The sequence below is a fragment of the Mesorhizobium sp. M0244 genome (genome assembly GCF_040321795.1).
Lineage (GTDB): Bacteria > Pseudomonadota > Alphaproteobacteria > Rhizobiales > Rhizobiaceae > Mesorhizobium.
Genome location: NZ_JAMYSE010000058.1, coordinates 1 through 25,110 on the forward strand (window position 1 = coordinate 1; position 25,110 = coordinate 25,110).

General features: G+C 63.7%; 31 protein-coding genes. 16 read left to right on the plus strand and 15 right to left on the minus strand.

From position 1 onward, the window contains the following. On the plus strand, positions 1-622 hold a 622-nt coding region (locus tag NKJ08_RS26530), incomplete at its 5' end, for a substrate binding domain-containing protein (RefSeq protein WP_352784144.1). Positions 623-705: 83 nt separating this feature from the next. Here NKJ08_RS26530 and NKJ08_RS26535 read toward each other — a convergent pair. Further along, positions 706-1,470 carry a slipin family protein gene (locus tag NKJ08_RS26535; RefSeq protein WP_352523983.1) on the minus strand — a complete coding sequence of 255 codons (765 nt, stop codon included), beginning with the start codon at positions 1,468-1,470 and terminating at the stop codon, positions 706-708. Continuing rightward, positions 1,467-2,855: an NfeD family protein gene (locus tag NKJ08_RS26540; protein WP_352523985.1), complete on the minus strand. Its 1,389-nt coding sequence runs from the start codon at positions 2,853-2,855 to the stop codon at positions 1,467-1,469. The genes NKJ08_RS26535 and NKJ08_RS26540 overlap by 4 nt, the downstream gene beginning before the upstream one ends. A gap of 183 nt (positions 2,856-3,038) precedes the next feature. Between NKJ08_RS26540 and NKJ08_RS26545 the strand changes: the two genes are divergently transcribed. After that, the gene (locus NKJ08_RS26545; protein WP_352523986.1) at positions 3,039-3,713 is read left to right on the plus strand and encodes an HAD family hydrolase; all 675 of its coding nucleotides are present in this window, start codon (positions 3,039-3,041) and stop codon (positions 3,711-3,713) included. Positions 3,714-3,786: 73 nt separating this feature from the next. On the opposite strand, the gene NKJ08_RS26550 is transcribed toward NKJ08_RS26545, so the two are convergent. The 5 genes from NKJ08_RS26550 to NKJ08_RS26570 all read right to left on the minus strand — a co-directional run bounded on the left by NKJ08_RS26550 (position 3,787) and on the right by NKJ08_RS26570 (position 7,590). After that, on the minus strand, positions 3,787-4,074 hold the full coding sequence (locus NKJ08_RS26550) for a hypothetical protein (protein ID WP_352523987.1): 288 nt from the start codon (positions 4,072-4,074) through the stop codon (positions 3,787-3,789). Positions 4,075-4,181: 107 nt separating this feature from the next. Then, positions 4,182-4,736, minus strand: coding sequence for an RES family NAD+ phosphorylase (locus NKJ08_RS26555; RefSeq protein WP_352784147.1), 555 nt, complete (start codon positions 4,734-4,736; stop codon positions 4,182-4,184). Next, positions 4,737-5,084 carry a hypothetical protein gene (locus NKJ08_RS26560; protein ID WP_352523989.1) on the minus strand — a complete coding sequence of 116 codons (348 nt, stop codon included), beginning with the start codon at positions 5,082-5,084 and terminating at the stop codon, positions 4,737-4,739. A gap of 155 nt (positions 5,085-5,239) precedes the next feature. After that, complete coding sequence (locus tag NKJ08_RS26565) at positions 5,240-6,004, minus strand: pseudouridine synthase (RefSeq protein WP_352523991.1); 765 nt, start codon at positions 6,002-6,004, stop codon at positions 5,240-5,242. Between the two features lie 260 nt (positions 6,005-6,264). Further along, positions 6,265-7,590, minus strand: a complete 1,326-nt coding sequence (locus NKJ08_RS26570; protein WP_352784151.1) for a LuxR C-terminal-related transcriptional regulator — start codon at positions 7,588-7,590, stop codon at positions 6,265-6,267. Positions 7,591-7,720: 130 nt separating this feature from the next. Here NKJ08_RS26570 and NKJ08_RS26575 point away from each other — a divergent pair, with 130 nt between their 5' ends. From NKJ08_RS26575 to NKJ08_RS26585, 3 genes are all read left to right on the plus strand, one after another. Next, entirely contained in the window at positions 7,721-8,095 is a 375-nt protein-coding gene (locus tag NKJ08_RS26575) for a hypothetical protein (RefSeq protein ID WP_352784153.1), read from the plus strand. Between the two features lie 52 nt (positions 8,096-8,147). Next, on the plus strand, positions 8,148-9,035 hold the full coding sequence (locus NKJ08_RS26580; RefSeq protein WP_352523994.1) for a DMT family transporter: 888 nt from the start codon (positions 8,148-8,150) through the stop codon (positions 9,033-9,035). Between the two features lie 240 nt (positions 9,036-9,275). Then, positions 9,276-9,866 (plus strand): DUF922 domain-containing Zn-dependent protease, encoded by a 591-nt coding sequence (locus NKJ08_RS26585; protein ID WP_352523995.1) that lies wholly within the window; start codon positions 9,276-9,278, stop codon positions 9,864-9,866. 91 nt (positions 9,867-9,957) lie between these two features. Here NKJ08_RS26585 and NKJ08_RS26590 read toward each other — a convergent pair whose 3' ends face one another. Then, the gene (locus NKJ08_RS26590; protein WP_352523996.1) at positions 9,958-10,701 is read right to left on the minus strand and encodes an SDR family oxidoreductase; all 744 of its coding nucleotides are present in this window, start codon (positions 10,699-10,701) and stop codon (positions 9,958-9,960) included. A 322-nt stretch (positions 10,702-11,023) separates the two neighbouring features. Here NKJ08_RS26590 and NKJ08_RS26595 point away from each other — a divergent pair, with 322 nt between their 5' ends. The 7 genes from NKJ08_RS26595 (at position 11,024) to NKJ08_RS26625 (ending at position 16,282) form a co-directional block, all read left to right on the plus strand. Further along, on the plus strand, positions 11,024-11,647 hold the full coding sequence (locus NKJ08_RS26595) for an NAD(P)H-dependent oxidoreductase (RefSeq protein WP_352523997.1): 624 nt from the start codon (positions 11,024-11,026) through the stop codon (positions 11,645-11,647). A gap of 131 nt (positions 11,648-11,778) precedes the next feature. Beyond that, positions 11,779-12,111, plus strand: coding sequence for an ArsR/SmtB family transcription factor (locus NKJ08_RS26600; protein ID WP_352523998.1), 333 nt, complete (start codon positions 11,779-11,781; stop codon positions 12,109-12,111). A 4-nt stretch (positions 12,112-12,115) separates the two neighbouring features. After that, positions 12,116-12,814, plus strand: a complete 699-nt coding sequence (locus tag NKJ08_RS26605; protein ID WP_352523999.1) for an aquaporin — start codon at positions 12,116-12,118, stop codon at positions 12,812-12,814. Further along, a complete protein-coding gene (arsC, locus tag NKJ08_RS26610) occupies positions 12,811-13,233 on the plus strand; it encodes an arsenate reductase (glutaredoxin) (RefSeq protein WP_352524000.1) in 423 nt (140 codons plus the stop codon). The genes NKJ08_RS26605 and arsC overlap by 4 nt, the downstream gene beginning before the upstream one ends. Before the next feature lie 69 nt (positions 13,234-13,302). Further along, a complete protein-coding gene (locus tag NKJ08_RS26615) occupies positions 13,303-13,635 on the plus strand; it encodes an ArsR/SmtB family transcription factor (RefSeq protein ID WP_352524001.1) in 333 nt (110 codons plus the stop codon). A 50-nt stretch (positions 13,636-13,685) separates the two neighbouring features. Continuing rightward, entirely contained in the window at positions 13,686-15,062 is a 1,377-nt protein-coding gene (locus NKJ08_RS26620) for an NAD(P)-binding domain-containing protein (protein WP_352524002.1), read from the plus strand. Beyond that, positions 15,059-16,282 (plus strand): MFS transporter, encoded by a 1,224-nt coding sequence (locus NKJ08_RS26625; RefSeq protein ID WP_352524003.1) that lies wholly within the window; start codon positions 15,059-15,061, stop codon positions 16,280-16,282. Before NKJ08_RS26620 ends, NKJ08_RS26625 begins: the two co-directional genes overlap by 4 nt. 24 nt (positions 16,283-16,306) lie before the next feature. Here NKJ08_RS26625 and NKJ08_RS26630 read toward each other — a convergent pair whose 3' ends face one another. Next, positions 16,307-16,531, minus strand: a complete 225-nt coding sequence (locus tag NKJ08_RS26630) for a hypothetical protein (protein WP_352524005.1) — start codon at positions 16,529-16,531, stop codon at positions 16,307-16,309. Between the two features lie 231 nt (positions 16,532-16,762). Then, positions 16,763-17,128 carry a VOC family protein gene (locus tag NKJ08_RS26635; RefSeq protein ID WP_352524006.1) on the minus strand — a complete coding sequence of 122 codons (366 nt, stop codon included), beginning with the start codon at positions 17,126-17,128 and terminating at the stop codon, positions 16,763-16,765. Positions 17,129-17,272: 144 nt separating this feature from the next. Between NKJ08_RS26635 and NKJ08_RS26640 the strand changes: the two genes are divergently transcribed. Continuing rightward, entirely contained in the window at positions 17,273-17,584 is a 312-nt protein-coding gene (locus tag NKJ08_RS26640) for a hypothetical protein (protein WP_352524007.1), read from the plus strand. A 44-nt stretch (positions 17,585-17,628) separates the two neighbouring features. Further along, complete coding sequence (locus NKJ08_RS26645) at positions 17,629-18,435, plus strand: sigma factor (protein ID WP_352784160.1); 807 nt, start codon at positions 17,629-17,631, stop codon at positions 18,433-18,435. Between the two features lie 342 nt (positions 18,436-18,777). Here NKJ08_RS26645 and NKJ08_RS26650 read toward each other — a convergent pair whose 3' ends face one another. Then, a complete protein-coding gene (locus tag NKJ08_RS26650; protein ID WP_352524009.1) occupies positions 18,778-19,935 on the minus strand; it encodes a sulfite oxidase in 1,158 nt (385 codons plus the stop codon). Between the two features lie 529 nt (positions 19,936-20,464). Between NKJ08_RS26650 and NKJ08_RS26655 the strand changes: the two genes are divergently transcribed. Beyond that, positions 20,465-21,097 carry a DUF1326 domain-containing protein gene (locus NKJ08_RS26655; RefSeq protein ID WP_352777467.1) on the plus strand — a complete coding sequence of 211 codons (633 nt, stop codon included), beginning with the start codon at positions 20,465-20,467 and terminating at the stop codon, positions 21,095-21,097. Between the two features lie 8 nt (positions 21,098-21,105). Then, on the plus strand, positions 21,106-21,969 hold the full coding sequence (locus tag NKJ08_RS26660; RefSeq protein WP_352524012.1) for a DUF2182 domain-containing protein: 864 nt from the start codon (positions 21,106-21,108) through the stop codon (positions 21,967-21,969). Positions 21,970-22,062: 93 nt separating this feature from the next. Here the strand turns inward: NKJ08_RS26660 and dinB are convergent, their stop codons facing one another. From dinB to NKJ08_RS26680, 4 genes are all read right to left on the minus strand, one after another. Then, positions 22,063-23,304 (minus strand): DNA polymerase IV, encoded by a 1,242-nt coding sequence (gene dinB, locus NKJ08_RS26665; RefSeq protein ID WP_352524013.1) that lies wholly within the window; start codon positions 23,302-23,304, stop codon positions 22,063-22,065. Positions 23,305-23,459: 155 nt separating this feature from the next. Further along, the gene (gene ybiA / locus NKJ08_RS26670) at positions 23,460-24,008 is read right to left on the minus strand and encodes a riboflavin biosynthesis intermediates N-glycosidase (protein ID WP_352524014.1); all 549 of its coding nucleotides are present in this window, start codon (positions 24,006-24,008) and stop codon (positions 23,460-23,462) included. A 97-nt stretch (positions 24,009-24,105) separates the two neighbouring features. Beyond that, the gene (locus tag NKJ08_RS26675) at positions 24,106-24,564 is read right to left on the minus strand and encodes a GNAT family N-acetyltransferase (protein WP_352524015.1); all 459 of its coding nucleotides are present in this window, start codon (positions 24,562-24,564) and stop codon (positions 24,106-24,108) included. Between the two features lie 156 nt (positions 24,565-24,720). Beyond that, positions 24,721-25,083 (minus strand): hypothetical protein, encoded by a 363-nt coding sequence (locus NKJ08_RS26680; RefSeq protein ID WP_352524016.1) that lies wholly within the window; start codon positions 25,081-25,083, stop codon positions 24,721-24,723. Positions 25,084-25,110: the final 27 nt, after the last annotated feature.

A 25,110-nucleotide genomic window follows, 5' to 3' on the forward strand; every position in this document is an offset into this window, starting at 1 on the left:
GGCGCTGCCCGGCTCGTTCGGGCGCATGTGGATCGGCCCGCTGCTGCCGCAATTTCTCGCCGAATTTCCCGACGTTCGTATCGAGGCCGAGTTCTCCAACCGGTTCGTCGACCTCGTCGCCGAGAATTTCGATGTCGCCGTCCGCCTCGGCGCGCTGGAGGATTCGCGGCTAGTGGCGCGCAAGGTCGCGACACGGCGGCGGCTGCTGTGCGCCGCACCGTCCTACCTTGCCCGCCGGGGCACGCCGGCTACGCCGGAAGCGCTGCTGGAACACAGCTGCCTCGGCTTCTCGGGCTTCCAGACCTTTCCGGCCTGGGAGATGACCGACAGCACGGGCCGGCGCGTCAGTATCGAAGTTTCCGGGCCGCTGGTCACCGACGACGCCGAGGTGCTGGTCGAAGCCGCCGTACAGGGCGTCGGACTGATGATGAGCACGGATTGGTTGGTCGGACGCGAACTCGCCGACGGCCGGCTGGTGCCGGTGCTGGAGGACTGGACGCTTGCCGACGAGGGCGCCGTCTATGTCGTCATGCCTTCGGCCAAGGGGCAAGCCGCCAAGACTCGCGCCTTCGCCGACTGGATCGGCAAACGCTTTGCGCCCGTCCCGCCGTGGCGGAGGTGAGGGGGTGGTGAAGCTGCCGATCTTCCCCCGCAAGGGGAAGATCGGCCGTCATCTCGGCTTTCGCTAACCTCGCACGTTTCAACTCACTTCTTCTCACCGGGCTGCTTGATGAAATGAGAGAGCAGATCCATCGGCAGCGGAAACACGACCGTCGACGAGCGCTCGCCAGCGATGTCATGCAGGGCCTCGAAATAGCGCAGCTGCATGGCCTGCGGTTCCTGAGCCAGCATCTTGCCGGCCTCGACGAGCTTTGCCGCCGCCTGTTGCTCACCATCGGCATTGATCACCTTCGCACGCCGCAGCCGTTCGGCCTCGGCCTGCTTGGCGATGGCGCGGATCATGCTCTCGTTAAGGTCGACATGCTTGATCTCGACATCGGATACCTTGATGCCCCAGGCATCGGTCCGCTGATCGAGAATCTCCTGGATATCGCTGTTGAGCCGGTCACGTTCGGACAGCATTTCATCGAGCTCATGCTTGCCAAGCACCGAGCGCAACGTGGTTTGCGCCAGCTGGTTGGTCGCGGCCATGAAGTCCTCGACCTGGATGATCGCCCGCTCGGGGTCGACGATTCGAAAATACAGCACGGCATTCACCTTCACCGAGACATTGTCGCGCGAGATCACGTCCTGCGGCGGCACGTCCTGGACCACCACGCGCAGATCGACCCGCACCATCTGCTGGACGAAGGGGACGAGGAGAATGAGACCGGGTCCCTTCACCCCAGTGAAGCGGCCCAGCGTAAAGACCACGCCACGCTCATATTCCCTCAGGATGCGAATGGCCGCGGACAGGAACATCAGCACGATGAGAGCGAGTACCAGATAGACGACATAACCGATGATCATTGCCTTGCTCCATCACGGCGCCGTACCGTGAGCACGAGACCCTTGACGCCCGCCACCTCGACATTGTCGCCTGGTGCCAGTGGTTCGTCGGCCTTCGCCCGCCAGCGCTCGCCCCGGGCAAGCACGTGGCCCTCGCCGCCCTTCCAGTCGAGGATTTCAGCCGGCAGTCCGCGCATGGCCTGCGCGCCGACCCGCGCAGGCCTCTTGCGCGCGGTCCAGACATAGCTGCCGGTCAGGAATGCCAGGCCAAGCGTCAAGGTGGCGGCAGTGCCGATGACGGCCCACGACATCTCGAAGCCGGGCCCCTCGATCCTGAGCAGCATGGCAGCACCCAGCAGAAAGGCTGCCACGCCTCCCAATCCAAGCACCACGGTGGGATTGAAAGCCTCGACGACGAGGAAGGCGATGCCAAGCAGCATCAAGGTAAGGCCGGTATAGTTGATCGGCAGGAGATTGAGCGCATAGAGGCCAAGCAGCAGGCAGATCGTGCCGATCACGCCGGGCGCCACTGCGCCCGGGCTGGTGAACTCGAAGACGAGGCCATAGACGCCGACCAGCATCAGGATGACGGCGATGTTCGGATCGGTGATGACGGCGAGAAGCCTGATGAGCCAGCCAGGCTCCAGCGTTTCAACCGGCAGCCCTTTCGTCGCCAACACTTCTTTCCCGCCGGCCACCTCGACCGTCCGGCCATCGGCCAGTTGCAGCAGTTCGGTCGTGTCCCGGGCGACGAAGTCGACGACATGCTCCTGCAGCGCCGCGTTGGCCGACAGGCTGGCCGCCTCGCGCACGGCCTTTTCACCCCAATCGGCATTGCGTCCGCGCAGTTCAGCCAGGCTGCGGATCAAGGCGACCGCGTCATTGGTCACCTTGGCCATCATCGCATCGCCTGCCGGCGGCCCGGCGGCGTTCTTCTGGTCCTTGCTCGCGTCGTCGTTCTTGTCGCCGCCGCCGGGAAAGGATGGCAGCGGCCCGCCAAGCTCGATGGGCGTTGCAGCACCAAGATTGGTGCCGGGCGCCATCGCCGCGACATGGGTCGCGTAGAGGATGTAGGTTCCGGCGCTCGCCGCATGCCCACCAGCGGGCGCGACATAGCCGATGACGGGAACCGGCGAGGCGAGGATGCCGGCGATGATCTCGCGCATGCTGGTGACCAGCCCGCCGGGCGTGTCGATCTGCAGGATGAGGACCTCGGCGTTTCGCTCCGCGGCGACCGACAGTGCTTCCTTGAACTGGCCGGCGCTCGCCGGACCAATGGCGCCGTTTATCTCGACGCGCAACGCAACCCTCTCGCGGTCGCCGGCCTCTCCGGTTGTGGAAAAGGAACAAACGATCACAGCGGCGACGAAAGTCGCGGCGAGAAGGGCCACACGCCAGAGTTTCACGCTCAAAGCTCCACATACAAGATATGGGCTCGATTTTGCCGAAATCCATGACGGGGCTCGGCCGAGCTTGAAGGCGCAGCGATCATGGATCGATCCCCGGGGCGGTGACGGCACTGGCCGGCCTGTGCTTGCCGCCAGCCCGCGCTACATCCGATCAATCGAAAAGCACCCAGGAGAAAAACAATGCGTCTGCAACCCGCTTTCCTGTTCGATCTCGACGGCACGTTGGTCGACAGCGTCTACCAGCATGTGCTGGCCTGGAAGGAGGCGCTCGACGAGGAGGATATCGAGCTGTCGGTCTGGCGCATCCACCGCAAGATCGGCATGAGCGGCGGGCTGTTCACCAACCAGCTGCTGCGCGAAACCAACATTGAGATCAGCACCGAGCGCGTCGACCGGCTGCGGCGGCGCCATGCCGCAGCCTATCAGCGCCAGGCGAGCCGCATCCGGCCGCTCCCCGGTGCGCGCGAATTGCTGGCGTGGCTGACGGAGGCGGGCATACCGTGGGCGATCGCCACCAGCGGGCGCATGGAGACGGCGTCGGTCAACCTCGCCGCGCTCGGCGTCGATCCGGAGCGGACGCCGGTGGTGACGCGCGACCTGGTCAAATACGCCAAGCCCGATCCGGACCTGTTCATCGCCGCAGCCGAAAGGCTGAACGTGCCGATCGAGGCAACGGTGGTCGTTGGCGACAGCGTCTGGGACATGCTGGCGGCGGTTCGCTGCCGGGCGCTGGGCGTCGGCCTGCTCAGCGGCGGCTACGGCACCGAGGAGCTTCGGCAATCGGGCGCGTTCCGCGTCTACGAAGATCCCGACGACATGCTGCGCCATATCGACGAGGTCGGCGGCCGCACCTGACGGTGACGGGCGGCTGTCGCTGTCATTTCGATCACACCCATCTCTTGCGCATTGGAGCCCACTCTAGCGGGTTCTATTGCGCGGCGTCCTCCTGGATTGTCTGGTCCTGGATTCGGGCGGGTGCCCCGAGACACAGATCGTAGCCGATGGTGCAATTGTTCAGGCATTCGTTGCGCGCATTGATCGACCGGACGCTGTTGTAGTCGATCGGCTGAGCCTGGCATTGGTTCTGGCACTCCCGGTCCTTCTCGGCGCAGTTCGTGCCGTGGCCTTTGGGGTACTTCTTGCCAGCCGCTTCGCCATTCAGCGGCATGACTGCCAGGAACGCCAGCAGGGTCGGTATCACTCGGACCAGACGCATGGATCCTCCTTCGCGCGTTGGAGTCTCGGCAATTGGCGGCAATGCTAGCGCGCCACTTCCCCTGGCCGCATCGCCCGCGCGGGGGATGGACAGCAGCGGGGCCGCCGCTAAGTCCAGTCGATGTCCCCATGATCGGTTCTGGTCGTGATCGCCCCAGCCGGCAGCCGATCACAAAACGCGACGACGTTCAGGCAGTCGTATCGCGCGCTGGGCACGATCAGACCGTCATAGTCGAGGAAATGCGCGGCCTCGCCGATGTCTTGCGACCTGGGATATTCGGCATGCTTTTCCTGATACGAAAGCTGCCCATAACGCGGCGTGTCCAGACCGAGGGACTGCAAGGCAGCCAGGTCCAGCAGCCTGAGCGCCCGCTCCAAAGCAAGATCGATCTCGAAAAGATTGTATCTGACACGCGAAGGGGCCACTGGTTGCCCCAGCGTCAGGTGAAACCTCATCTCGCTCAAAGCACCTTCCCGCGCCTGTGAGGCGTAGAGCACATCGAATGTTTCATCGCCCCAACGGCCACCGGAGCTTGAGCACTGGATCGGGCTGCGGCCCTGGCGCACCACTCGCCAAACCGTTCCTGAGTATTCGACCGGAGCTATTGCTTCGATAGCGTCGATGAGTCGGCTGTCGCGTCGTTTCCGCCCGGTGATCGCCAATTAGAGAAAGACCTCGTTCTCCAGCCGATCGATGACTTTGAGGACGTCGAGAGCACGGTCGTCGTGAATGAGATCGATTGCTCTTTCGCCATTCAATTGCGGGTGTCGAGCGTAAAGCCAGGTGCGAATATCACTTGGCTCGTAGAACTCCTGCAGGCGGCCGACGATATAATGCAGGTCCGACAAAATGAGTTCGCTGCGCGGCTGGGGCTTGATGTCGCCGGCCTTCCATCTCGAAACCGTGGCCTTGGACACGTCGGTGATGTTTGCAATATCGGTCCCCTTGAGACCGCCAAACGTGCTCAATTCGTCCAGGAATCTGGGAACCGCCCGCAACGCTGTACTCATGTTTTTCTCTCCGGCTCCAAGCCAGCTTCGCCTATGCGCGTCAGACTGGCACTTCGACTGCACCATCGCATTTCAGTTTCACGAACGGAAAATATGAAACAGAGATGTTAATGTCAATTGCTCCGTCGGCTTGAGACGCGTCCAACGCCAGATGCTCAGGCCTGAAGCAGCGCCCGCTCTTCCGCAGTAAGATGGCGTGCCTTGCCCTTGGCGAGGTCGCCGAGCTGCAATTGGCCGATCGCGATCCGCACCAGGCGCAGCACCTCGATATCATGGGCACCGAGCAGCCGGCGGATATGGCGGTTGCGGCCCTCGTCGAGCACGATCTCCAGCCAGGCGGTGCTGGTGCCGCCGCGCAGCAGCTCGATCGACCGGGCCGTCAGCAATTCGCCATCGACCGTGGCGCCGCCGCGCAACCGCGCCAGCATGCCGTCGTCGGGCAGGGCGCCGATCTGCACGTGATAGGTCTTGGCGGCATGCGAGGCGGGGTCGAGCAGGCGCTGCGCGAAGCGCGTGTCGTTGGTCATCAAGAGCAGGCCTTCGCTCGCCTTGTCGAGGCGGCCGACCGGCGAGACGAAGGGCAGGTCGAGCCCTGCCAGGCACTCATAGACGGTGCCGCGTTCTTGCGGGTCGTCGCGGGTGGTGACCAGCCCGCGCGGCTTGTTGAGCATCAGATAGACCTTGCGCTCGGCGGCGATGCGGCGACCGTCGACCTCGATGCGGTCGCGACCGGGATCGACGCGCATCGAGCCGTTGCGCACGATTTTGCCGGCGACCCGCACGCGCCCCTCGGCAACCAGAAGCTCGGCCTGCTTGCGCGAGCACAGGCCAAGCTTCGACAGCGCGCGGCAGAGGCTGACACCGGGAGGCTGGGTCCCGGGAGCAGGGCGTTGCCGTACAATGTTCGGTCGCGGCGACATGATGCGTTTGGTTCTCGTTACGCATTCCCAGTATAGCCGGCTGCCGGCTGTGTCCACGCAAGGACTGGATGTGGCCTGCATTGGTTGTCCTTTCCCGCAACATCGGCTCACGCCGGCACGGGCTCCGTCGCCATTCATGCGGTGCTGTTAGCCGAGTCTTGCCAGCCTTGCGGCGTCGCGTATGGCCAGCACGGCATCCGGGTTAGTCACGGGATAGGCTGTGATGAAGCGTTCGACCGAAAATTCGGGGAATTCAGCTTTCAACGGGCGGCAAACCTGGCCGCCTCGCCGGCCTCACCCATAGCCGCATGCGCGAGCGCCAGAAACATCAGCACGTCCGGCGATTCCGGCGAACTCCGGCGGAGCGCCGCAATGGCTTGCCCGTGTCTGCCGGCGGCGAACAGAATGCGGCCCTGCATGCCAAAATACCAGGGCGGGGCCAGCGGATTGAGGCGCATGGCACGTTCCATGAGCGGTATCGCCTCGGCCGGATCGCCAACGACAAGCGCCTTGCTGCCGGCAAGCAGCGGCAGTATGCCGGCATGATTGAAGCCGTATTCGAGAGCGCGCCGGTGCGCGCGCTCAGCTCCTTCGAGGTCGCCAACGCATGCCCTTAGATTGCCAAGGCATGCGTGGGCGCAGCTGTCCGTCGGGTCGAGGCGCAAGGCGTTTTCGGCCGCCGTCCGCCAGTTCTCGATCGCGGTCAACACGTCGTCGCCAAAGCCGTTGCAGGCCTCGATCGAATAGGCATAGGCGAGCTCGGCCCAGCAGTTGGCGAAAGTGGGGTCAAGCTCCAGCGCGCGTAAAAACAGGCGGATCGCCTCCGCATTGCCGGCTCGGCTGAACGTGGTGTGGTGTTCGACGGCAAGCAGATAACAGTCATAGGCGCGCAAGCTGGCTGGCGGCTTGCGGCGAACCGCGTTGCGGCCGACGGTGGCGAGCGTTCCGTAACTGCCGGCGAACACATTGATGATGCTTTCGGTCAGGCTGTCCTGCAACGCGAAAATATCCTCGACGGCGCGGTCGTAGCGCTCTCTCCACAGGCTGACGCCATTACGGGCATCGGCAAGCTCTATCGTCAGGCGAACCCTCTGGTCATCGGCGCGCAACCTGCCCGACACGATATAGGTGACGCCGAGCGCCTTGCCGTCCGCGGCGAAATTGGCCGGTTTGGTGCCTAGCGATTTCATCGTGTGGAAGGCGATGACAGGCAAGCCCGCGTACCGCGCCAGGTCGATAGTGATGTCCGACGACAGCCCGTCGGCAAAGCGTTGCCATACCTCTTCGGAATTCAGGCATTCGATCGGGAATATGGCGAGCACCGGAGAGGCGTCGGACAAAGGCAAAAGCGCTTCCTGCGGCGCACCCGAGGTGGTGGCAAAGTACGTCGCGAGCCCGACCTTGGTCCGTACGCCGAGCTTTTCGTAGATGCTCGCAAGGTGAGTGCGAACAGTGGTCGGGGCAATGAAAAGCGCCGTGCCGATTTCACGGTAAGTCATGCCGGACGCGAATTTTTCCGCAACCGCACGCTCGCGACCCGACAAGGCATCGAGCGCCTGCGCTTTCGAAGCGTCACTGAGCATCATGGTAGAACCCGTCCCCGGTGGAAGAATACTACAAATGCAGGAGGTCGAATACTGCATCTGCCCGATGCCGCCGCTGACGCACAAACTGCAAGGTCGCCTGCAGCAACAGCTATAATCAGGGGAGGCTTCCATGCGTACTGTTTCGACAGTTCTGGCATGCGCGATTTTGAGTGTTTCCGCCGGCCCGTCGCCGTCGCTCGCAGGCGGATGCAGGCAGTTGCTGGAATCGGACGTGAAAATCGCCAGCATGCGCGTCTATGCCGACATCCTGGCCAATGCCGCGCGAAAGGGCTGGAACTACACGCCTGAATCCATTGTCAACGGCTCAAGGCGGCATTTCGAGGAGATGAAGCTCCAATTGGTGGCCGTCGGTTATCAGATCGTCCCGGTCAGCGCGCACCCACACTGCACCCATTCGAACAGGTTGAGCGATAATTCGAGCACGATGTCCGCGCCGAACGCCGAAGGAAGCCCAAATCATCGCCCGCGGCACAGCCGAACCTGATCGCTCATCGTGCGCCGAATGCATCCGGCGCAAGCTCTGTCGAGGCGTTGACATGTCAAAGGTGCAGGCCAACTGTCTGCTCCTGCTCGCCGCCGCCTTCTGGGGCTTTGGCAATGTCGCGCAGAAGACCGTGCTGGATCATCTCGATCCGCTCAGCGCCGTGGGCATGCGCTGCCTTATCGCGGGGCTGATGGCCGCGCCGCTGATGCTGCTTGAGCGGGGACGGAAATTTGGAGCCAGCTACCGTGTGAGCCTCATCAAGGTGAGCTTGCTGTTTTCAATTTCCATTGCCATCCAGCAGGCCTCCTATCTCGGCACCTCCGTCACCAATGCGAGCTTCCTGGTGAATACGGCAACCGTAATCACACCGCTCGCCGCCTGGCTCCTGATCGGCGAGCGACCGACTGGAACGGGTGGGTTTGCTGCTGCCATGACACTGGGCGGTGTCCTGCTGCTGTCCGGAGGCTTGGCTGCCGGCTTCAGCCGGGGCGATCTCGCTGCGATTGCTTCGGCCGCGTGTTACGCATTTTGGATGGTGGAGCTTGGCCGCCATGTGAAGACCCACGGTGCGCCAATCACCATGGCTGCCGCTCAATTTCTCGGAGCGGCGATGATCACCCTGCCGCTCGGCGCCTTTCAAGGCAATTTGTCGCTGGCGGCCGTCCGCGAGGCGGGCCCGGAACTCGCGGTGCTCGGCATTTTCTCGACCGGGGCCGCCTTCGGCATCCAGACATTTGCTCAACGTTTCACGTCCGCCAGCCATGCTGCCGTGATCGTCAGCGCAGAGAGCGTATTCGGAGCGATTGGCGCAGCAATATTTCTTGGCGAGCGGCTATCGCCCGTCGGAGCGGTCGGTGCCGCGGCTATATTCGGAGCGATCACCTTGCTGTCGCTATCGGTCGACAAATCCGAAAACCGCAAGCCGGCGGTGGCAGACTGAGAGAACCCGGAGCTTTTCGCATGCCTACTGCAGGGCTGTATTCTATTTCAGCACTTTCAGGACGCGGGAGGCCCGCCGCGGCGATGCTCTCAGGAGACAAACCCGATGAGCTGCCATAACAGTCGTCCCGACAGAAGACCTCCTCGCCAGGATCGATCACAAGATCGAAAATGCTGGCCTAGCGCCGGGATTGCGCATGCGCCTTGCTAAGGGCGGGTGTTGCAGCGTCTTGATGTCGGTATGAAAACAGCCGTTCGACTTTGTCTGCTGCTCGCCTCCCTGCTGACATCGCCGGCGCATGCCGGCTGGCAGGCGGTCGAGAAGGTCGAGACCTATGCCATCTCAGGGCAATCCGGCCCTGAGCTCTACGTTTCGATCGGCGGGCGCGGGCTGCTGCTCGGCGAGCGCCGCGTCATCGCGCATACCAATTTCAAGCTGACCTGGGTCAGGGACTACCAGCCGCAAGGCGATGCCTGCGTGCTGGTATCGGCAAGGCCGAAGCTGATCATCACCTACACCTTGCCGAAGCCGGGCACACGGCTGCCGGGCGTCGTCCAGAAGAACTGGGAGGTTTTCGCTGCCGGCCTAGCCGCCCACGAAAAGATACATGGCGCCATGATCATCGACATGGTGCACAAGATAGAGGCGGCCACCATCGGCCTCACCGTCCCCGATGACCGCGGCTGCAGCAAGATCAGGATCGAAGTGACGAGACGGCTCGCTGGACTCTCGCAGGCGCAACGGCAGGCGGGCCGTGACTTCGACCGGGTTGAATTCGGCCCGGGCGGCAAGTTGCGGCAGCTTGTGTTCACGCTGATGACTGGGGGATGATGCTGCGGGGCGGCAAGGGTTGGCGGGACAGCGCCCCCACTGTCCTGCCGGACAGAGGGGGCGGCGCAGGGTACCACCTTGTCGGCCAACCTCACGCCTGCTCGGTCGGATAGAGCGTCAGGATGTTGACGTTGACCCTTGGCGGCTGCGTCACCGCATAAAGGATGGCGGCGGCGATGTCCTGGCTTTCCAGCTGCTCCATGTCGCCCAGCCTTTGCTCGACTGCCTGACGCACATCGGCGCGCATATTCTGGGTGAACTCGGTCTTGACGGCGCCCGGCTCTATGCAGGTCACGCGGATGCCGTCCTTGCCGATCTCGCGGCGCAGCGATTCCGCCATTGCGCTCACCGCGTGCTTAGTGCCGGAATAGACCACCGAAGGGTGGATGTAACGGCCGGTGCCGGACGAGACGACGACGATGTGGCCGGCGCCTTGCCGCTGCATCGACGGCAGTGCCGCATGGATCGGATAAAGCAGGCCCAGAATGTTGACGTCGACCATCCGGCGGTACTCTTCCGGCGTCGTGTTGCGGAACGGCGCGGCGACGCCGACGCCGGCAACCGCAAGCAGAATGTCGAGCCGGCCGTACTCCTGCAGGACCCGTTCGACCATGGCCGTGGCTTGCGCTTCGTCGGTGACGTCGGCGACAATCGGCAGAGCCGCGCTGCCGGTCTCACGGATTCGCCTCGCCAGGTCGTCCAGGCGTTCGGCGCGCCGCGCGGCAATCACCAGCGTGGCGCCCTCGGCCGCTAACGCCAAGGCGGTGGCCTCGCCGATGCCTGAGGAGGCACCAGTCACCAAGGCGATCTTGCCGCTCAGTTTTCCTGTCTGCATCTTTTTCTCCTGAGGTTTTGGATACGTCCAGAAGCTAGGTGCGGATGTTCTGGAAGCAATGCTGATGGGCGACCGAAGGACCGGAAGGCTTGCGGGACAGAAGGGGCGGGACAGCGCCCCGGGCGGCCAATGTCTGCGCAATTTCCCTTGAGCGAACGAGCGGGCCTTGACGTGACTGGAGGTGTTGCGTCTTGATGTGGGGCTGCGGGGCTGCTTCGCATGAAAACAGCTGATCGACTACGTCTGCGGGTGGCTTGTTTGCATGCGACGCGCTTGCATGCACCACCGCGATCCTCTTGCGACCGAGCGGTCTGAGCGCAAGATGAAGGTCCTCGTCGTCTATTGCCATCCCTGCACCGACAGCTTCAACGGCGCCGTGCGCGATACGGTGCTGGAGACGCTTGCCGAAAGGGGCCATCAGATCCACCTGCTCGACCTCTATGCGACCGGCTTCGATCCAGTCATGCGCACCGAGGAATGGCGCGGTTACCACGACAAGGCGGCGAACCTGCAACCGGTGCACGAACACGCGCAGGAGCTGCTCTGGGCGGAGGCGGTCGTCTTCATCTATCCGACCTGGTGGTATGGCCTGCCGGCCATGCTGAAAGGCTGGCTGGAGCGCGTGCTGGTGCCGGGCTTCGCTTTCGAGATGCCGACCGCACGACACGGCCCGCGGCCCAAATTGCGGCACATACGCCGGGTGATGGCGATGACCACATGCGGCGCCACGCCGCTGATGTCGTGGATCATGGGACACCCGGGCAGGCGAACCCTGCTGCGCGGCTTCCGCTCCGTCTGCCATCCGCTGTGCCGGACCAAATTCGTGGCGCTCTACCGGATGGACAGCGTCTCGGCGGCCGAGCGTCAGGCGCATCTGCAGCGGGTCAGGAAAGCCGCGGCCAGTCTTGGCCGCGCTGATGCCGTTGCCGCCACGGTGCCTGGCTGATTATGTCGCCAGGCAGGTGAGGGCAGCGCAAACGCCCGGAGTAAGAGGCGAACTCAAATCTAAAGCGATTGCATTGCGTCACCGACACCATGCGCGTTGACTATCTTCGTCATTTCTGGAATCTTGGAAATATGGATAAGACACTCGCCCTTTCGGCGCTTGCCGCGCTCGGCCAGGAAACCCGGCTGGACGTTTTTCGCCTTTTGGTGCGGGCCGGAGCCGACGGTGTGCCGGCGGGCGAGATCGCCTCGCGGCTCGCCGCGTTTCCCAATACGGTATCGGCTCATCTCAAGATCCTCTCGCATGCCGGCCTGGTACGGACCGAACGGGAGGGCCGCAGCGTGCGCTACTTTGCCGATATGACCGGCTTTCGCGATCTGCTCGCCTACCTCATGGAGGATTGCTGCAATGGCGCACCGGAACTTTGCCAGCCTGTGATCCAGGCCGTGACCTGCAACTGCTAGCGAGATGAGCTCCGGCATCGCCAATCTTTCCCGCCGCCTTGTTGCCGAAGCCCTCGGCACGGCTCTGCTGGTCGCCACCGTTGTCGGTTCCGGCATCATGGCCGACCGGCTGACCGATGACGTCGCCGTCTCCCTGCTCGGCAACACCTTGCCGACCGGGGCGATCCTGATCGTGCTGATCACCATATTCGGGCCGATCTCCGGAGCGCATTTCAACCCGGCGGTGACGCTGGTATTCGCGCTTCGACGTGAAATCGAAACGACCGCAGCGCTTGCTTACGTCGCCGCCCAGATTGCCGGCGGCATCGCTGGAACGTTGCTCGCGCATGCAATGTTCGAATTGCCGATCCTGCAAGTGTCGGCGACGGTGCGGACCGGAAGCGGGCAATGGATTGCGGAACTGGTCGCCGCCTTCGGGCTGGTCTTCACCATCCTTGCCGGCCTACGCTCCCGTCCGGATTCGATCCCTTGGCTGGTCGGGCTCTATATTACCGCCGCCTATTGGTTCACCGCATCGACATCCTTCGCCAATCCGGCCGTCGCCATCGCCCGTGCGTTCTCCAACACTTTTGCCGGGATCCGCCCCGCCGACCTGCCGGGCTTCATCGCCGCCGAGCTTTTGGGCGCATTGCTCGCCATGGCATTGGCAGGGTGGCTGCTCGCCCGACCGAAACCAGTCGGACAGATGAAAGCCGCGCAATGACCATCACCATCTACCACAACCCCGATTGCGGCACCTCGCGCAACACGCTGGCCATCATCAGGCAGTCCGGCGAGGAGCCGGAGGTGATCGAATATCTGAAGAACCCGCCATCGCGGCAAAAACTCGTCGAGCTGATCGCGGCGATGGGCATGACGCCGCGCCAATTGCTGCGCGAGAAGGGCACGCCCTATGGCGAACTCGGCCTGGGCGACCCCAAGTGGAGCGACGACGAGATCCTCGATTTCATGCTGGCGCATCCGATCCTGATCAACCGGCCGATCGTGGTGACGCCGCTCAGCACCATGCTCGCCCGACCCTCCGAAGCCGTGCTCGATATCCTGCCCAATCCGGATATCGGCCCGTTCACCAAGGAGGACGGCGAGGTCGTCATCGACGCCAGCGGCAAGCGCGTCGCCTAGATATCGTCTTATTTCGATCTTTGTCGAAATTCTCTTGACGTGCAGCGATTCTGGAAATAGCTTATTTCCATGAAACTCGAAAAAGCAGCTGCGCAACTTGAAGCCCTCGGCAACCCGACGCGGTTGCAGCTCTACCGCACCCTGGTGCGGGCGGGCGATGAGGGGCTGCCGGTCGGGCGCATCCAGGACAGGCTCGGCATCGCCGCCTCGACGCTGTCGCATCACCTCAAGCGGCTGGTCGACACCGGCCTGGTGACACAGGAGCGCCAGGCGACGACGCTGATCTGCCGGGCCAACTATCCCGCCATGAATGGGCTCATCGGATACCTCGCAGACGAATGCTGCGCCGACGCCACCTGTGCGCCGGCATCGGCGGAAGCGACGGCCAAGACGCCGGCGTGATTTTTTTGGCAGTATAATTCGAAATTACCGGAAGGATCGAAGGTATGGAAATGATCGAAAAACTCCCCGTCGCGGTGATCGGCGCCGGGCCGGTCGGCCTGGCGGCAGCGGTCCACCTCATCGCGCAAGGTATTCCTGTCAAAGTCTACGAAGCCGGCAATGCGGTTGCATCCAACCTCAGGGATTGGGGCCATGTCCGGGTGTTCACGCCCTGGCGCTATTGCGTCGATCAGGCGGCTAGAAACCTGCTCGAGGTGCATGGCTGGCGGATGCCGGAGCCCGAGGCATTCCCGACCGCAAACGACCTCGTCGCGGACTATCTCGAGCCGCTGGCAAAGCTTCCGCAGTTGTCGCCGTCGATCGAAACCGGCGCCCGCGTCGTCGGCATTTCGCGCTGGGGCGCCGACAAAGTGCTGAGCAAGGAACGCGAAAACCGGCCGTTCATGCTGGTGGTCGAAACCGCCAGTGGCACGCGGCGCGACAGCGCCCGCGCCGTCATCGATGCGTCGGGAACCTGGCAAATGCCGAACCCGCTCGGCGCCGGCGGAATTCGTGCCGTAGGCGAAGCGCAATTTGCCGACCGCATCGCCTACGGCATTCCCGACATCCTCGGCCGCGACCGCAGCCTTTATGCCGGCAAGACGACGCTGGTCGCCGGCTCCGGCCATTCAGCCGCCAATGCCTTGCTGGATCTCGCCAGGCTGGCGGATATGGAGCCCGGCACGGTCTTCATCTGGACAACGCGCGGCACCGACCTGGTGCGCATCTATGGCGGCGGCGATGCCGACCAATTGCCGGCACGCGGCGAACTCGGCGTCGAAGTGCGGGAGCTGGTGGAAAGCGGCGGCGTCAGACTGGTGACGGGCTTTGCGGCTGTTTCGATCCGCGATGCCGACGGCCGGTTGGTCGTCGAAGGCCAGACCAAGGACGGCTTGCAGCGAATTGGCCCGGTCGACCGCATCATCGCCGCGACCGGACAGCGCCCCGATCTGTCGCTGACCCGCGAGCTTCGGCTCGAACTCGATCCGTGGCTGGAAAGCGCCAAGGCGCTGGGACCGCTGATCGATCCCAACGAACATTCCTGCGGCGACGTGCCGCCGCACGGCCACCGCGAGCTCAGCCATCCCGAGTATGGGTTCTATACGGTCGGCATCAAGAGCTATGGCCGTGCGCCGACCTTCCTGCTGCTGACCGGCTATGAGCAGGTCCGCTCCGTCGCCGCGGCGATCGCCGGCGACATGGTTGCGGCCGACAATGTCCAGCTCGTGCTGCCGGACACCGGCGTCTGCACCGTGCCGAGGATCGGCATTGCCGACAAGGGTTGCTGCGGCGGTCCGGCGCCGGCGGCTTCGAGCGCCTGCTGTGTCGCCGACGCCGAGGCGAAGGCGGCCGGCAAAGGCGGCTGTGGCTGCAGCGTCGCGGCATGAGCCTTCTGGCGCCTTCGCCCTCCATCCTGCGCAGCCGCGGCGCGATCATCACCGCGCTTGGCCTGACGCAGATCATGGCGTGGGGATCTTCCTACTATCTTCCAGCGGTCATCGCGCCGGCGGTCTCCTCCGATACCGGCTGGCCGCTGGCATGGGTTGTCGGCGGCCTGTCCCTCGGCTTGCTCACGGCAGGATTGATCTCTCCGCGCGTCGGGTCGTCGATCGAGCGGCATGGCGGCCGCAACGTTCTGGCGTTCAGCGCCGCATGCATCGGGCTCGGCCAGATCGGGCTGGCTCTTGCCCCTAATCTTGCGGCCTATATCGCGGCCTGGCTGGTCATCGGACTGGGCATGGGGGCGGGGCTCTACGATGCCGCTTTCGCGACGCTTGGTCGTCACTATGGCCATGGCGCGCGCTCCGCCATCACCACGCTGACGCTGTTCGGCGGTTTTGCCAGCACGATCTGCTGGCCGATTTCGGCCTGGCTTCTTGGGGAGGTCGGCTGGCGCGGCACCTGCCTGGCCTACGCTGTCTTTCAGCTGGTGATTGCGCTTCCGCTCTATCTGGTGATCCTGCCTCGTGAGGCGCCGCAGCCGGCAGTCAAACCGGGATTGAACCAGGCGAAGCCGATCCTCGAAAACAATCCCGATCCGTCGATCATGATCGTGTTGGCCGCCACACTTACGCTTGCGGCGGTGATCTCCTCGACGCTGTCGGTGCATCTGCTCACCATCCTGCAAGGCAGCGGCATGGCGCTGGCCGCGGCCGTCGGGCTCGGCGCGCTGGTCGGCCCGTCCCAGGTGGCGGCGCGCGCGATCGAGATGACCATCGCGCGCCACCACCATCCGATCCTGACCAAGTTCGCCTCGGTTACGTTTGTGGCGATCGGCGTTTCGGCGCTCTGGGCCGGCATGCCGGTCATCCCGCTGGCGCTCGGCTTCTACGGCGCGGGCATCGGCCTCGAATCCATCGCGCGGGGAACGCTGCCGCTCGCGCTGTTCGGCTCGAATGGCTACGCGAGACTGATGGGCCGCCTCGCCATGCCGAGCCTGATCGCCCAGGCGGCGGCACCCTCGGCCGGCGCATTGCTGCTGGAGCGCTTCGGCCCGCACGGGACGTTGGCCGCGCTTTCCGGTCTGGCGCTGGCCAACGTCATCCTCGCATGCGGCTTGGGCTGGCGGATGCTCCGCTGGCGGCAATCGCAGGTTCAAATTCGATAGGATTTCGACCCGCGTTCAACGCCGTCAACTGGAGAGCGGGAGATCTTCCAAGGGATCGACAAGGAAGGATGCGGCAATCAGATCGTCCGCGTCGAGGCGCAGTGAGCCTTTGGCGCCGCCCATGATGGCGGCAACCTTTTGAAACGTCTTGATTTCGTGCTCGGTAATCTGGGCAGTTTGCATTCTGGATTTGAGGTCAGCGACGCGCAGCCCCAAACTGTGGGACATTCCGATTTTACGGTTCGACATGGTAAGATGCTCCTCCCCGGCCCATGTTTGTTTTGCCACCCGCCCTTATTCGCATTTCCTCCGCCTGCCTAAATATGAGGCATCGCGAATACAGCGCCCGAACGCCCGATGCAAGGGAAGGTTCCGGCGCGCAGAGGTCACGAAATAATAACACGAAGGAAGCACGGCCGATGGTCCGGCCGAAGGTAGGACTTAGGTAGGACGCCCCGCCGGACAGAGAGCTCCGGTGGCTTATCGGCTGGCGAGGACCATGCGGTTGCCTTCGCTGTCGCGAAACTCTGCCACCGTGCGCCCCGGCTGCCACGGCGCCTCATGCGGTTCGGTGATGATTTCGACGCCGCCCGCCTTCAACGCCGCGCTCATTGCTCCGACATTTTCGTCGACCAGCACCAATACGGGCTCCGCGCCGGGGGCGTCGTCGGTGCGTCTGATGAAATGCAGGTTCGTCACGGCATGCGGAAATGCCAGCTCGATCCAGCGCCAGCCGCCATCGCCCATCTTCTGGTCGGCCAGCACCTGACAGGCGAGATGCCTGGTGTAGAACGCCTTGGCGCGGTCCTGGTCGAATACCGGAAGCTCGGCAAACTGGATATGCATGATCGTCGCTCCTGCTTGATGGCTGCCGCGCAGCCGCCCACGCGGGAATGACGATGCGGGCAACCGAAAAGATTCTTCGGTAATGAGAATCTTTTCAGCGCAGCCGGTCGTCCTTCGTTCATACCAACCAGTCAGGAGACGACGATGAACTACGCACTCATTCGATACGGTGTGAACCAAGCCGACCTGGAAGATAACCGCGCGCTGGTCGAAAAAGTGTTCGAAGCACTGGGCGAGGCGGCACCGCCGACGGTGCGCTATCTCGTGCTCGAGCTGGACGACGGCTCGTTCGTCCACATCGTCGGCCAGGACGGCGATTCGTCGGCGCTGACCGGGCTTGCCGCCTTCAAGGCGTTTGCGGAAAACCACGCCGAACGCCGTTCGACCCCGGCAATGCGATCGCCTGTCAAAGTCATCGGCAATTACCGTATGCTGGCGGATCAGGAAGCCGGGTAGCGCCTGCCATGCCGCTCGCGCAGAAATGGGACGCTACGCCGAAAATGAACAGGGCGACTTTGGACGGCGAGGATATCGTCCAGGAGGTGCTGATCAAGGCGCTGCAGGCGATCGACGGCGGCGCCATGGTCGAACGGCCGGAGCAATGGCTGTTTCGCATCGCCCACAATGCCGCGCAGGATCATCTGCGGCGGCGCAATCGGGAAAGGTCGCGCATGACCGAGGCCGACATGAGCGTCATCGAGGATCCCTCCGGCAGCGCCGACAGCCGGCTCGCCGCCCAGACCGGCCTGCGCTCCTTCATGCAGCTTTCGGTGCCGCAGCGCAGTGCCGTGATCCTGGTCGACGTGCTCGGCCTCAGCCTGCACGAGACCTGCGAAGTGACCGGCGCGACGCTCGCCGCCACCAAGGCCGCGCTGCATCGCGGGCGGGCGCAGCTCAAGCTGCTGGCGCTGCAGCCCGAGCAGGCGCTCGCGCCGAGGCTCGACGCCGATGACGAGCGCCGGCTGCGGCGCTATGTCGACCTGTTCAACGCGCGCGACTTCGACGCGGTCAGGGCACTGATCGCAGAGGACGTCCGGCTCGATGTCGTCAACCGCGTCCGCCTGCGCGGCAAGGCCCAGGCGTCGACCTATTTCGGCAATTACGATCGTATCAGCGACTGGGCATTGTCGCTCGGCTTCGTCGACGGCAGGCCGGCCATCCTCATCCGCGACCCGCAGGCGGCCGACGGCACCGTGCGCGGCTTCGTGCTGGTTGAATGGGCGGGCGATGAAATCATCCAGATCCGCGACTTCCGCTATGCACCGTGGTGCCTGGTCGATGCGGAAATCAGGGCCGTGGAGAGGTGAGGAGAGCGCTGGAAATGGTGCGGAAATGACGCGCGAAGGCGACATAGCCAAGGTTGCGCTACCGGACAAGTCTGCCATCGCCTCGATCCCCAAGCTGAGGGGCTCCGCTTCCGATTTCGGGAGCGGTATCGTCGCGAAGAGGATCTACGGCCCACACCCGTCATGCGAGCGGCGCCAGCTTTCGGATCAGGCAGCCTCCTCCTGGGTAACCCAGACGCAATTGCCACATGGCAGCAAGTTCTTAGAGCGGTTCCGGTTCTCTTGGACCCGGTAACTCGCTCTACTATCTGTTTTGCCGCATTTATGCGGACGCCAAATGATTCCATTTGGCTGCAAAATGCGCTAGCCGATACGCACGCGGCGCGTCACCTGGCCATTGCTTTCCCAGTATGTGTGTTTCTTGGCAATCAAGGGATCGTCCATCGCCGGTTGAATTTGTCCCGTGGTGCTGACCGCGCGCGAGGTCACCGTGTGTTCTCCAGGAGAGGGATTTGCCCAAGCCAGGGACCAAATCTTCCAGGCGTGTTCTGCCTCCTCACTGTGGTCAATGGTCGCTGGTGCCCAAGGCCCCTGATCGATTTGCACTTCGACCCGGTCGATCGGCGCCCCCCAGGCTGCCCCGACGATGCGGTAATCCGAGTCTTTCCGGGTAACCTTCGCAGGCGCGGACTTTATCAGCGCTCGCCCGACTGAAGTCTCGGCCCATACGGTCTCGCCGTTGTGGTCCTCCTCCCGGATGGTGACATAGTCACGGGCCATCAGAAGGCTCATGAACCGCGTATCGCGAACCTCGATGCGCTTTAGCCACTTGACGTTGGCGATCCCGTACCAGCCTGGAGCAATGAGCCGTACCGGGAAGCCATTGGGCGCTGGCAAGGCGGCTCCATTCATTTCATAGCAGAGGAGATTGTCGGGGTTCATCGCGTCGGCGAGCGACATGCTACGAGCGAAATTCTGCTGCATCTTGACGTCGCGTATCGGGACCTCGCCTGTGTCGGTACCGAAAAAGACGACCTCGATGCCCTTCTCCAGAACACCGGCTTCCTCGAGGATCGGGGCGAGCGGCGTCCCTGCCCAGCGAGCATTGCCGATGCCGCCGGTGAAAAAGGGAAACCCGTGGTTGCCCGAGCATTCCACTGTGAAAACGACCTCCTGCCGCGGTCGCGCCCTGATGTCGGCGAGCGTTAACTCCAAGGGCTTCTTGACCAAGCCTCCGATCTCCATCGACCATGTCTTCTCGTCGATCGTTGGTCGGTTGAAATGCGAGATGCTGAAGAACTTGTCGTTTGGCGTTATCCAGCTGTCCAAATCCTCCCAGACAAGCTGCTTCTGGATACCCACCGGATCGGGATTTTTGGTCGGCTGATCCAGCCACGGAATAACTTCCTCGCTCGGCCGTGTTGGAAAGGCGTAAGCCCGACGCGAGGTATAGAGAGCAGCAATTGCGGCAAGAGCCGCGCTTCCTTGAACAAGAAGTTCTCTGCGCTGAAAATCAGGCATGTTGTTTACCTCCCAGTTGATCCGGAACGGGCTGCAACGTGCCTTAGGCCGCAGCCTGATCACGGATAGACGACACAATGTGAGGCTGCCCACCCGGAAGTATCCGGATAGGTCAGACAATCACCGACGCAAGTCAAGCATGTGAAGCATTGCACGAAACGCTAGCTTGCGTTTCGCACGCTAAGAGTGCGCCTTTGAGAAGGAACTGTCCACAACTTGGACGGGACATGATGATGATTGCAGCATTCCATGCCGATTTCCGGTCCTGCCAAAATCGTTGCTGCTCGGATCGCTGCCGAACGCCCGCTTCTGGGGGCATTTCCGGACCTTCGCGGGTTGCGGTCGGAAAGGCCCGTTCCGACCCAATTTCTGCCGTTCCGATATCGGCCTCGCCATCTCCAGGGCGGATGTTCACCGAATTTCGGCGAGAAACTGCGTTGGCCTGCCGTCTCTTGACGCGACAGGATGGCGGTGCGGCCGGCGCAGGTGTATGATGATGGTCTAATATTTCAAGATCAGGGAGGACAGCATGACATCTTGGGAAATCAAGGGACGCGAACTCGTCAATTGCACCTGCGAATATGGCTGCAACTGTCAATTCAATGCGCTGCCCGACAAAGGCCATTGCCATGCCGTTGCCGGCATCCAGATCGATGAGGGGCATCATGGCGAGACCGGTCTCGATGGCCTCCGGATCGCTGCGATCTTCAAATGGCCTGGCGCGATCCACGAAGGCAACGGCGAAGCCATCGCTTTCGTCGACGAGAACGCAACAGACCGGCAGCGTCAAGCGCTGCTGCGCATCATGACCGGCCAGGACACCGACCCGTTCGCGACGATGTTCGCCGTCTACGCCTCAACCGTGACGAAAATGAATGATCCGGTTTTCACGAAGATCGATCTCGACCTCGATATCGACGGCCGCAGGGGCCGCATCTTCGTTAAGGACTACATCGAAACGGTAGGTGAACCGATCCGCAACAAGGTGACGGGCGCGGACTCGCGCGCTCAGATCGTGTTGCCGAACGGCTTCGAATATGCGGTCGCCGAGATCGGTAGTGCCTCGAGCACAACCAGCGGGCCGGTTCAGGTGAACACGAAGGACAGTTACGGCCAGTTCGCGCGGCTGCATCTCAACAATCACGGGGTGGTGCGAGCCTGACGCGTCGCATGGACGGCGCGTCGCCACTTGAACGCCTGCTCAGACGCGACCGCGTCCTCACGATTGCGGGAGTGGTGGCGCTGTGCCTGCTGACCTGGCTTTATATCGTCGCCGGTGCAGGCCTCGGCATGAATGCGTGGGAGATGTCGAGGCTCGCGCTATTCCCCCACCAGCAAACTGCCGACGTGACCTCCGACATGCCCGGCATGGACATGAGCGCGATGGCCATGGCGACGGAACCGCGGCTCTGGGGGGCCGCGATCTGGGCGCTGATGATCGCCATGTGGTGGGTCATGATGGTCGCCATGATGTCCCCGAGCGCCGCGCCGACCATCCTGCTCTATGCGCGCGTACATCGCCATGCGCTCGCACAGGATCAGATCCAGGACAAGCTCGCGCCCACCGGCGTATTTATGGCAGGCTACCTCCTGGTCTGGCTGGGGTTCTCCGTCGCGGCAGCCGGGTTGCATTGGCTGCTCGAACGCGAGGCGTTCGTTACCGCGACGATGATGAGTTCGCAGAGCCGCTGGCTTTCAGGCATCGTCCTGATCGCCGCGGGCCTGTATCAGTTCTCGCCGCTCAAGAACGCCTGCCTGTCGCATTGCCGGACACCGACGGCGTTCCTTTCCCGCCAGTGGCGTCCCCACGCACTTGGCGCGCTGCGTTTGGGCGCACTGCACGGGGCGTTTTGCGTCGGATGCTGCTGGATGCTGATGGCGTTGTTGTTCGTGGGTGGCATAATGAATCTGGTGTGGGTTGCCGGGCTCGCTATTCTGGTGATGGTTGAAAAGGTGTTTCCTGCAGGCCGGTGGGTTGGCCGGGCGGCCGGCATCGCCCTGATCGCCTGGGGCAGCGCAACGCTTTTGGTCTGACGACCAGGGCCGCCTCGAACGTCGCGTTTTTGCAGGAACGACGACCGATCGCTTCTGTTGCAAAGTGCATCGCATCGGTCCGGCCAAGCCGCCTCACAATTCCTTTTCGGCCAGTTCGCGAAAGGCGTCGGGAACCGACCGTGACAGTCCGAGCGCGACCGAGGCATAGCCGACCGCCTCCCAGCCGAAGCGGTCGCGGATCTTGTCGATGGCGCGGTCGGCGGTCCAGCGCGCCGCGCCCTTCCTGGTGCCGGGGCGGCGGCGGTCGTCGTCCAGCCCGAGCGGCAGTTCCAGCTGCAGGCCCGGCTGCTTTTCCAGGTGCGAGACGGCGATCGCCAGCAGCGAGATGGTTTTTTCGTGCGGATGGTCGGCCAGCACCTTGCGCACCAGCGCCTCGGCTATCTCGGCCAGCATGGCGGTTGCCGAAATCGGCTGGTTGAGCGTGATCGAGCGCGTCACCGAGCGCAGATCGGCAAAGCGGACGCGAACCGTCACGGTGCGGCCGGGCCGGGATTTCGCCCGCAATCTGGTGGCGACCCTGTCGGCCAGATGCAGCAGCGCCGGCACGAAGACTTCCTCGTCGGCGGGTTTTCGGCCGAGCGCCGATTGCGCGCCGGCCGAGCGCGCCCGGCGCTGCGTCTCGAGCTTGCGCGGATCGCGGTTCCACGCCAGCGCGTTGAGTTTTTCTCCGGCCGCCGGCCCGAGCAGGCGCTCCAGCGCCCCACCGTTGGTCTTCGCCAGCTCGCCGATGGTGTTGACGCCGATGCCGGCCAGCCGCTCCCTGGTGACCGGACCGACACCCCACATTAGCTCGACCGGCAGATCGTGGAGGAATTCCAGCTCGTCGCGCGGATCGACCACCACCAGCCCGTCGGGCTTGGCGACCTGTGAGGCGATCTTGGCCAGATGCTTGGTGCGCGCCACGCCGACCGAGATCGGCAGGCCGAGCTCGGCCCGCACGCGGCGGCGGATCTTGCCGGCGATCTCGGCCGGTGAGCCGAACAGGTGGGTGCAGCCGGCGACGTCGGCAAAGGCCTCGTCGATGGAAATCCGCTCGACCACAGGCGTGAAATCGCCGAGCACCTTGATGGCCGCATCGCCCAGCCGCTGATAGTCCTTGAAATGGCCGCCGACGAAAATCAGCCCGGGGCAGAGCTCCCGCGCACGCCGCCCCGGCATGCCGCCGCGTACGCCGAAGGCCTTGGCTTCATAGGAGGCCGCCAGCACAACGCCGCCGCCGACGGCGATCGGCTTGCCGCGCAGAGCCGGGTCGAGCAATTGTTCGACCGAGGCATAGAAGGCATCCAGATCCGCGTGGAGGATGTTGGCTTCCATCCGGCCCGTTCGCCCGCGGCGGTTCAAACGCCGCATTGTCTAGAGTTTTGAATGGAACATAAAGAGAACGTTGCCGGCGGATTGTCAAGCAGCGCAAAGGCTACCGCCCACCGAGACGCCGGGCGGACGCGCGGCATGCGCGTCGCTCAGTCTGTTCAGCCGCGCAGCCGATCCCTGGCCTGCATCAGCGCGAATCCCAACAGGTTCTCGCCGCGCCACAGCAGCGGGTTCGCGACCCTCTCGTCATCCGCCGCAAGGCCGATGCCCCACACCCGGTCGACAGGGCTTGCCTCGACCAGCACCTTGTCATGCGTCGACAGCAGATATTCGCGCAGCGCCGCGTTCTGCCGGAATTTCTGAAAGCTCCCTTCGGCGACGATGCGGTATTTGTCGGCATCCCATTTGGCCCCATCGAAGCCGCTCACCTGCCGGCCAAGCTGCTTTGCCTGCTTGGGGCTCGCCGCCTTGAGGATTTGCGTTGCCGCCTGAGCATCACCGAACAGACGTGCCTTCTCAGCCATCATCCAATGTTCCGCAGTCGGATAGCTCAGGCCATCGACGATAAAGGGCGCATGCCACCACTGGCTGAAGCACGATGCGGCTATGCGGCCGTCCTTGGACGGCTCATGGCCCCAGAAGAACAGGAACTTCTGCCGGGGCTTTGCGCGAAAGGCTGCTTCAAGCCAGCGTCGGTCGTAAATCATGGAGCGGATGGAGCAGGGCGGAAGGCCGGCTTGTCAATGCTCCATCAGTGGGCCGGCGAAGAAGAGCAGTTGGCGCTGCATGCGATGAAATGCTGACCTACAGCGCCATCTTGTAGCCGAGATGGCTGGCGGTGAAACCGAGGCGCTCGTAGAATGCGTGCGCCTCCCGTCGTTCCTTGTCCGTGGTGAGCTGAATGAAGCTGCAGTCGCGCGAGCGGCACGTTTCAACCGCCCATTCGACCATCAGCTTGCCGATGCCGCGGGAGCGCCATTGCCGGGCGACGCGAACGCCTTCGATCTGCCCGCGCCAGGCGCCTTTCCTCGAAATGCCGGGAGTGAAGCTGAGTTGCAGGGTGCCGATCACTTGCCCGGCCTCGACAGCCACGGCCAACAACTGGTCGGGGTCGGCATCGATCGCCCTGAAGGCATCGAGATAGGAAGGCGCGAGGGGCGTGGACGGGTCTTCCCGGCCCGCGCCGAGGATGTCGTCGGCAAGCATTGCAACGATCGCCGGCAGGTCGGGCGCTTGCGCGCGACGGAATTCGATCTCGCTCATCACGTGGAGACATACGGCGCGGTGTCGGCGATCGCAATGTCCCACTTGAGTCGCAAGCGAACGCCAGCGTCTGATGCAAGCAAGCTCGGCGGGACAGAGGGGGCGCTGTCCCGCCGAGCTTTCAGTGAAAACGAGGTGGCTGGTTCCCGGCCAACGCTACGCCGCCTCCAGCGCCCAAAGGCGGTGGCCGTAGCGGCGGAAGAAGCGGGCGAAGAGGCGCTGCTGCCTGGCCCGGGCGAGGTCGGCGCCGCGCCTTTCCTGCCGCCAGCGCGGCATGTTGCGGAATATCGACAGGAAGCGGGCGGCGTCCTCGATCGCTTCCTCGGCCGACTGCGCCGGGCGGATCGCCACCAGGAACAAAGCGCGGCTCGGCTTCATCCGGTCGATCGCCGCCTTGCGCCGGCGATGGCCCTGGCGCGCCTTGCGAATGCCGTCCTGGCGGATGGCCGCGAAGGCGGCGAGCATGGCCGGGCTGTCGCCAGTATAGCCGCAGGCATGGGCGAACTGGGCTGGGTCCATCGTCGTTCCCTTGCTGCCGGCCGACGG

Coding starts and splice junctions, on each gene's coding strand:
- NKJ08_RS26535 (WP_352523983.1), bottom strand. CDS start 1,470: ATGATCATCGGTTATGTCGTCTATCTGGTACTCGCTCTCATCGTGCTG.
- NKJ08_RS26545 (WP_352523986.1), top strand. CDS start 3,039: ATGCGTCTGCAACCCGCTTTCCTGTTCGATCTCGACGGCACGTTGGTC.
- NKJ08_RS26550 (WP_352523987.1), bottom strand. CDS start 4,074: ATGCGTCTGGTCCGAGTGATACCGACCCTGCTGGCGTTCCTGGCAGTC.
- NKJ08_RS26560 (WP_352523989.1), bottom strand. CDS start 5,084: ATGAGTACAGCGTTGCGGGCGGTTCCCAGATTCCTGGACGAATTGAGC.
- NKJ08_RS26565 (WP_352523991.1), bottom strand. CDS start 6,004: ATGTCGCCGCGACCGAACATTGTACGGCAACGCCCTGCTCCCGGGACC.
- NKJ08_RS26570 (WP_352784151.1), bottom strand. CDS start 7,590: ATGATGCTCAGTGACGCTTCGAAAGCGCAGGCGCTCGATGCCTTGTCG.
- NKJ08_RS26575 (WP_352784153.1), top strand. CDS start 7,721: ATGCGTACTGTTTCGACAGTTCTGGCATGCGCGATTTTGAGTGTTTCC.
- NKJ08_RS26580 (WP_352523994.1), top strand. CDS start 8,148: ATGTCAAAGGTGCAGGCCAACTGTCTGCTCCTGCTCGCCGCCGCCTTC.
- NKJ08_RS26585 (WP_352523995.1), top strand. CDS start 9,276: ATGAAAACAGCCGTTCGACTTTGTCTGCTGCTCGCCTCCCTGCTGACA.
- NKJ08_RS26590 (WP_352523996.1), bottom strand. CDS start 10,701: ATGCAGACAGGAAAACTGAGCGGCAAGATCGCCTTGGTGACTGGTGCC.
- NKJ08_RS26595 (WP_352523997.1), top strand. CDS start 11,024: ATGAAGGTCCTCGTCGTCTATTGCCATCCCTGCACCGACAGCTTCAAC.
- NKJ08_RS26600 (WP_352523998.1), top strand. CDS start 11,779: ATGGATAAGACACTCGCCCTTTCGGCGCTTGCCGCGCTCGGCCAGGAA.
- NKJ08_RS26605 (WP_352523999.1), top strand. CDS start 12,116: ATGAGCTCCGGCATCGCCAATCTTTCCCGCCGCCTTGTTGCCGAAGCC.
- arsC (WP_352524000.1), top strand. CDS start 12,811: ATGACCATCACCATCTACCACAACCCCGATTGCGGCACCTCGCGCAAC.
- NKJ08_RS26615 (WP_352524001.1), top strand. CDS start 13,303: ATGAAACTCGAAAAAGCAGCTGCGCAACTTGAAGCCCTCGGCAACCCG.
- NKJ08_RS26620 (WP_352524002.1), top strand. CDS start 13,686: ATGATCGAAAAACTCCCCGTCGCGGTGATCGGCGCCGGGCCGGTCGGC.
- NKJ08_RS26625 (WP_352524003.1), top strand. CDS start 15,059: ATGAGCCTTCTGGCGCCTTCGCCCTCCATCCTGCGCAGCCGCGGCGCG.
- NKJ08_RS26630 (WP_352524005.1), bottom strand. CDS start 16,531: ATGTCGAACCGTAAAATCGGAATGTCCCACAGTTTGGGGCTGCGCGTC.
- NKJ08_RS26635 (WP_352524006.1), bottom strand. CDS start 17,128: ATGCATATCCAGTTTGCCGAGCTTCCGGTATTCGACCAGGACCGCGCC.
- NKJ08_RS26640 (WP_352524007.1), top strand. CDS start 17,273: ATGAACTACGCACTCATTCGATACGGTGTGAACCAAGCCGACCTGGAA.
- NKJ08_RS26645 (WP_352784160.1), top strand. CDS start 17,629: ATGAACAGGGCGACTTTGGACGGCGAGGATATCGTCCAGGAGGTGCTG.
- NKJ08_RS26650 (WP_352524009.1), bottom strand. CDS start 19,935: ATGCCTGATTTTCAGCGCAGAGAACTTCTTGTTCAAGGAAGCGCGGCT.
- NKJ08_RS26655 (WP_352777467.1), top strand. CDS start 20,465: ATGACATCTTGGGAAATCAAGGGACGCGAACTCGTCAATTGCACCTGC.
- NKJ08_RS26660 (WP_352524012.1), top strand. CDS start 21,106: ATGGACGGCGCGTCGCCACTTGAACGCCTGCTCAGACGCGACCGCGTC.
- dinB (WP_352524013.1), bottom strand. CDS start 23,304: ATGGAAGCCAACATCCTCCACGCGGATCTGGATGCCTTCTATGCCTCG.
- ybiA (WP_352524014.1), bottom strand. CDS start 24,008: ATGATTTACGACCGACGCTGGCTTGAAGCAGCCTTTCGCGCAAAGCCC.
- NKJ08_RS26675 (WP_352524015.1), bottom strand. CDS start 24,564: ATGAGCGAGATCGAATTCCGTCGCGCGCAAGCGCCCGACCTGCCGGCG.
- NKJ08_RS26680 (WP_352524016.1), bottom strand. CDS start 25,083: ATGGACCCAGCCCAGTTCGCCCATGCCTGCGGCTATACTGGCGACAGC.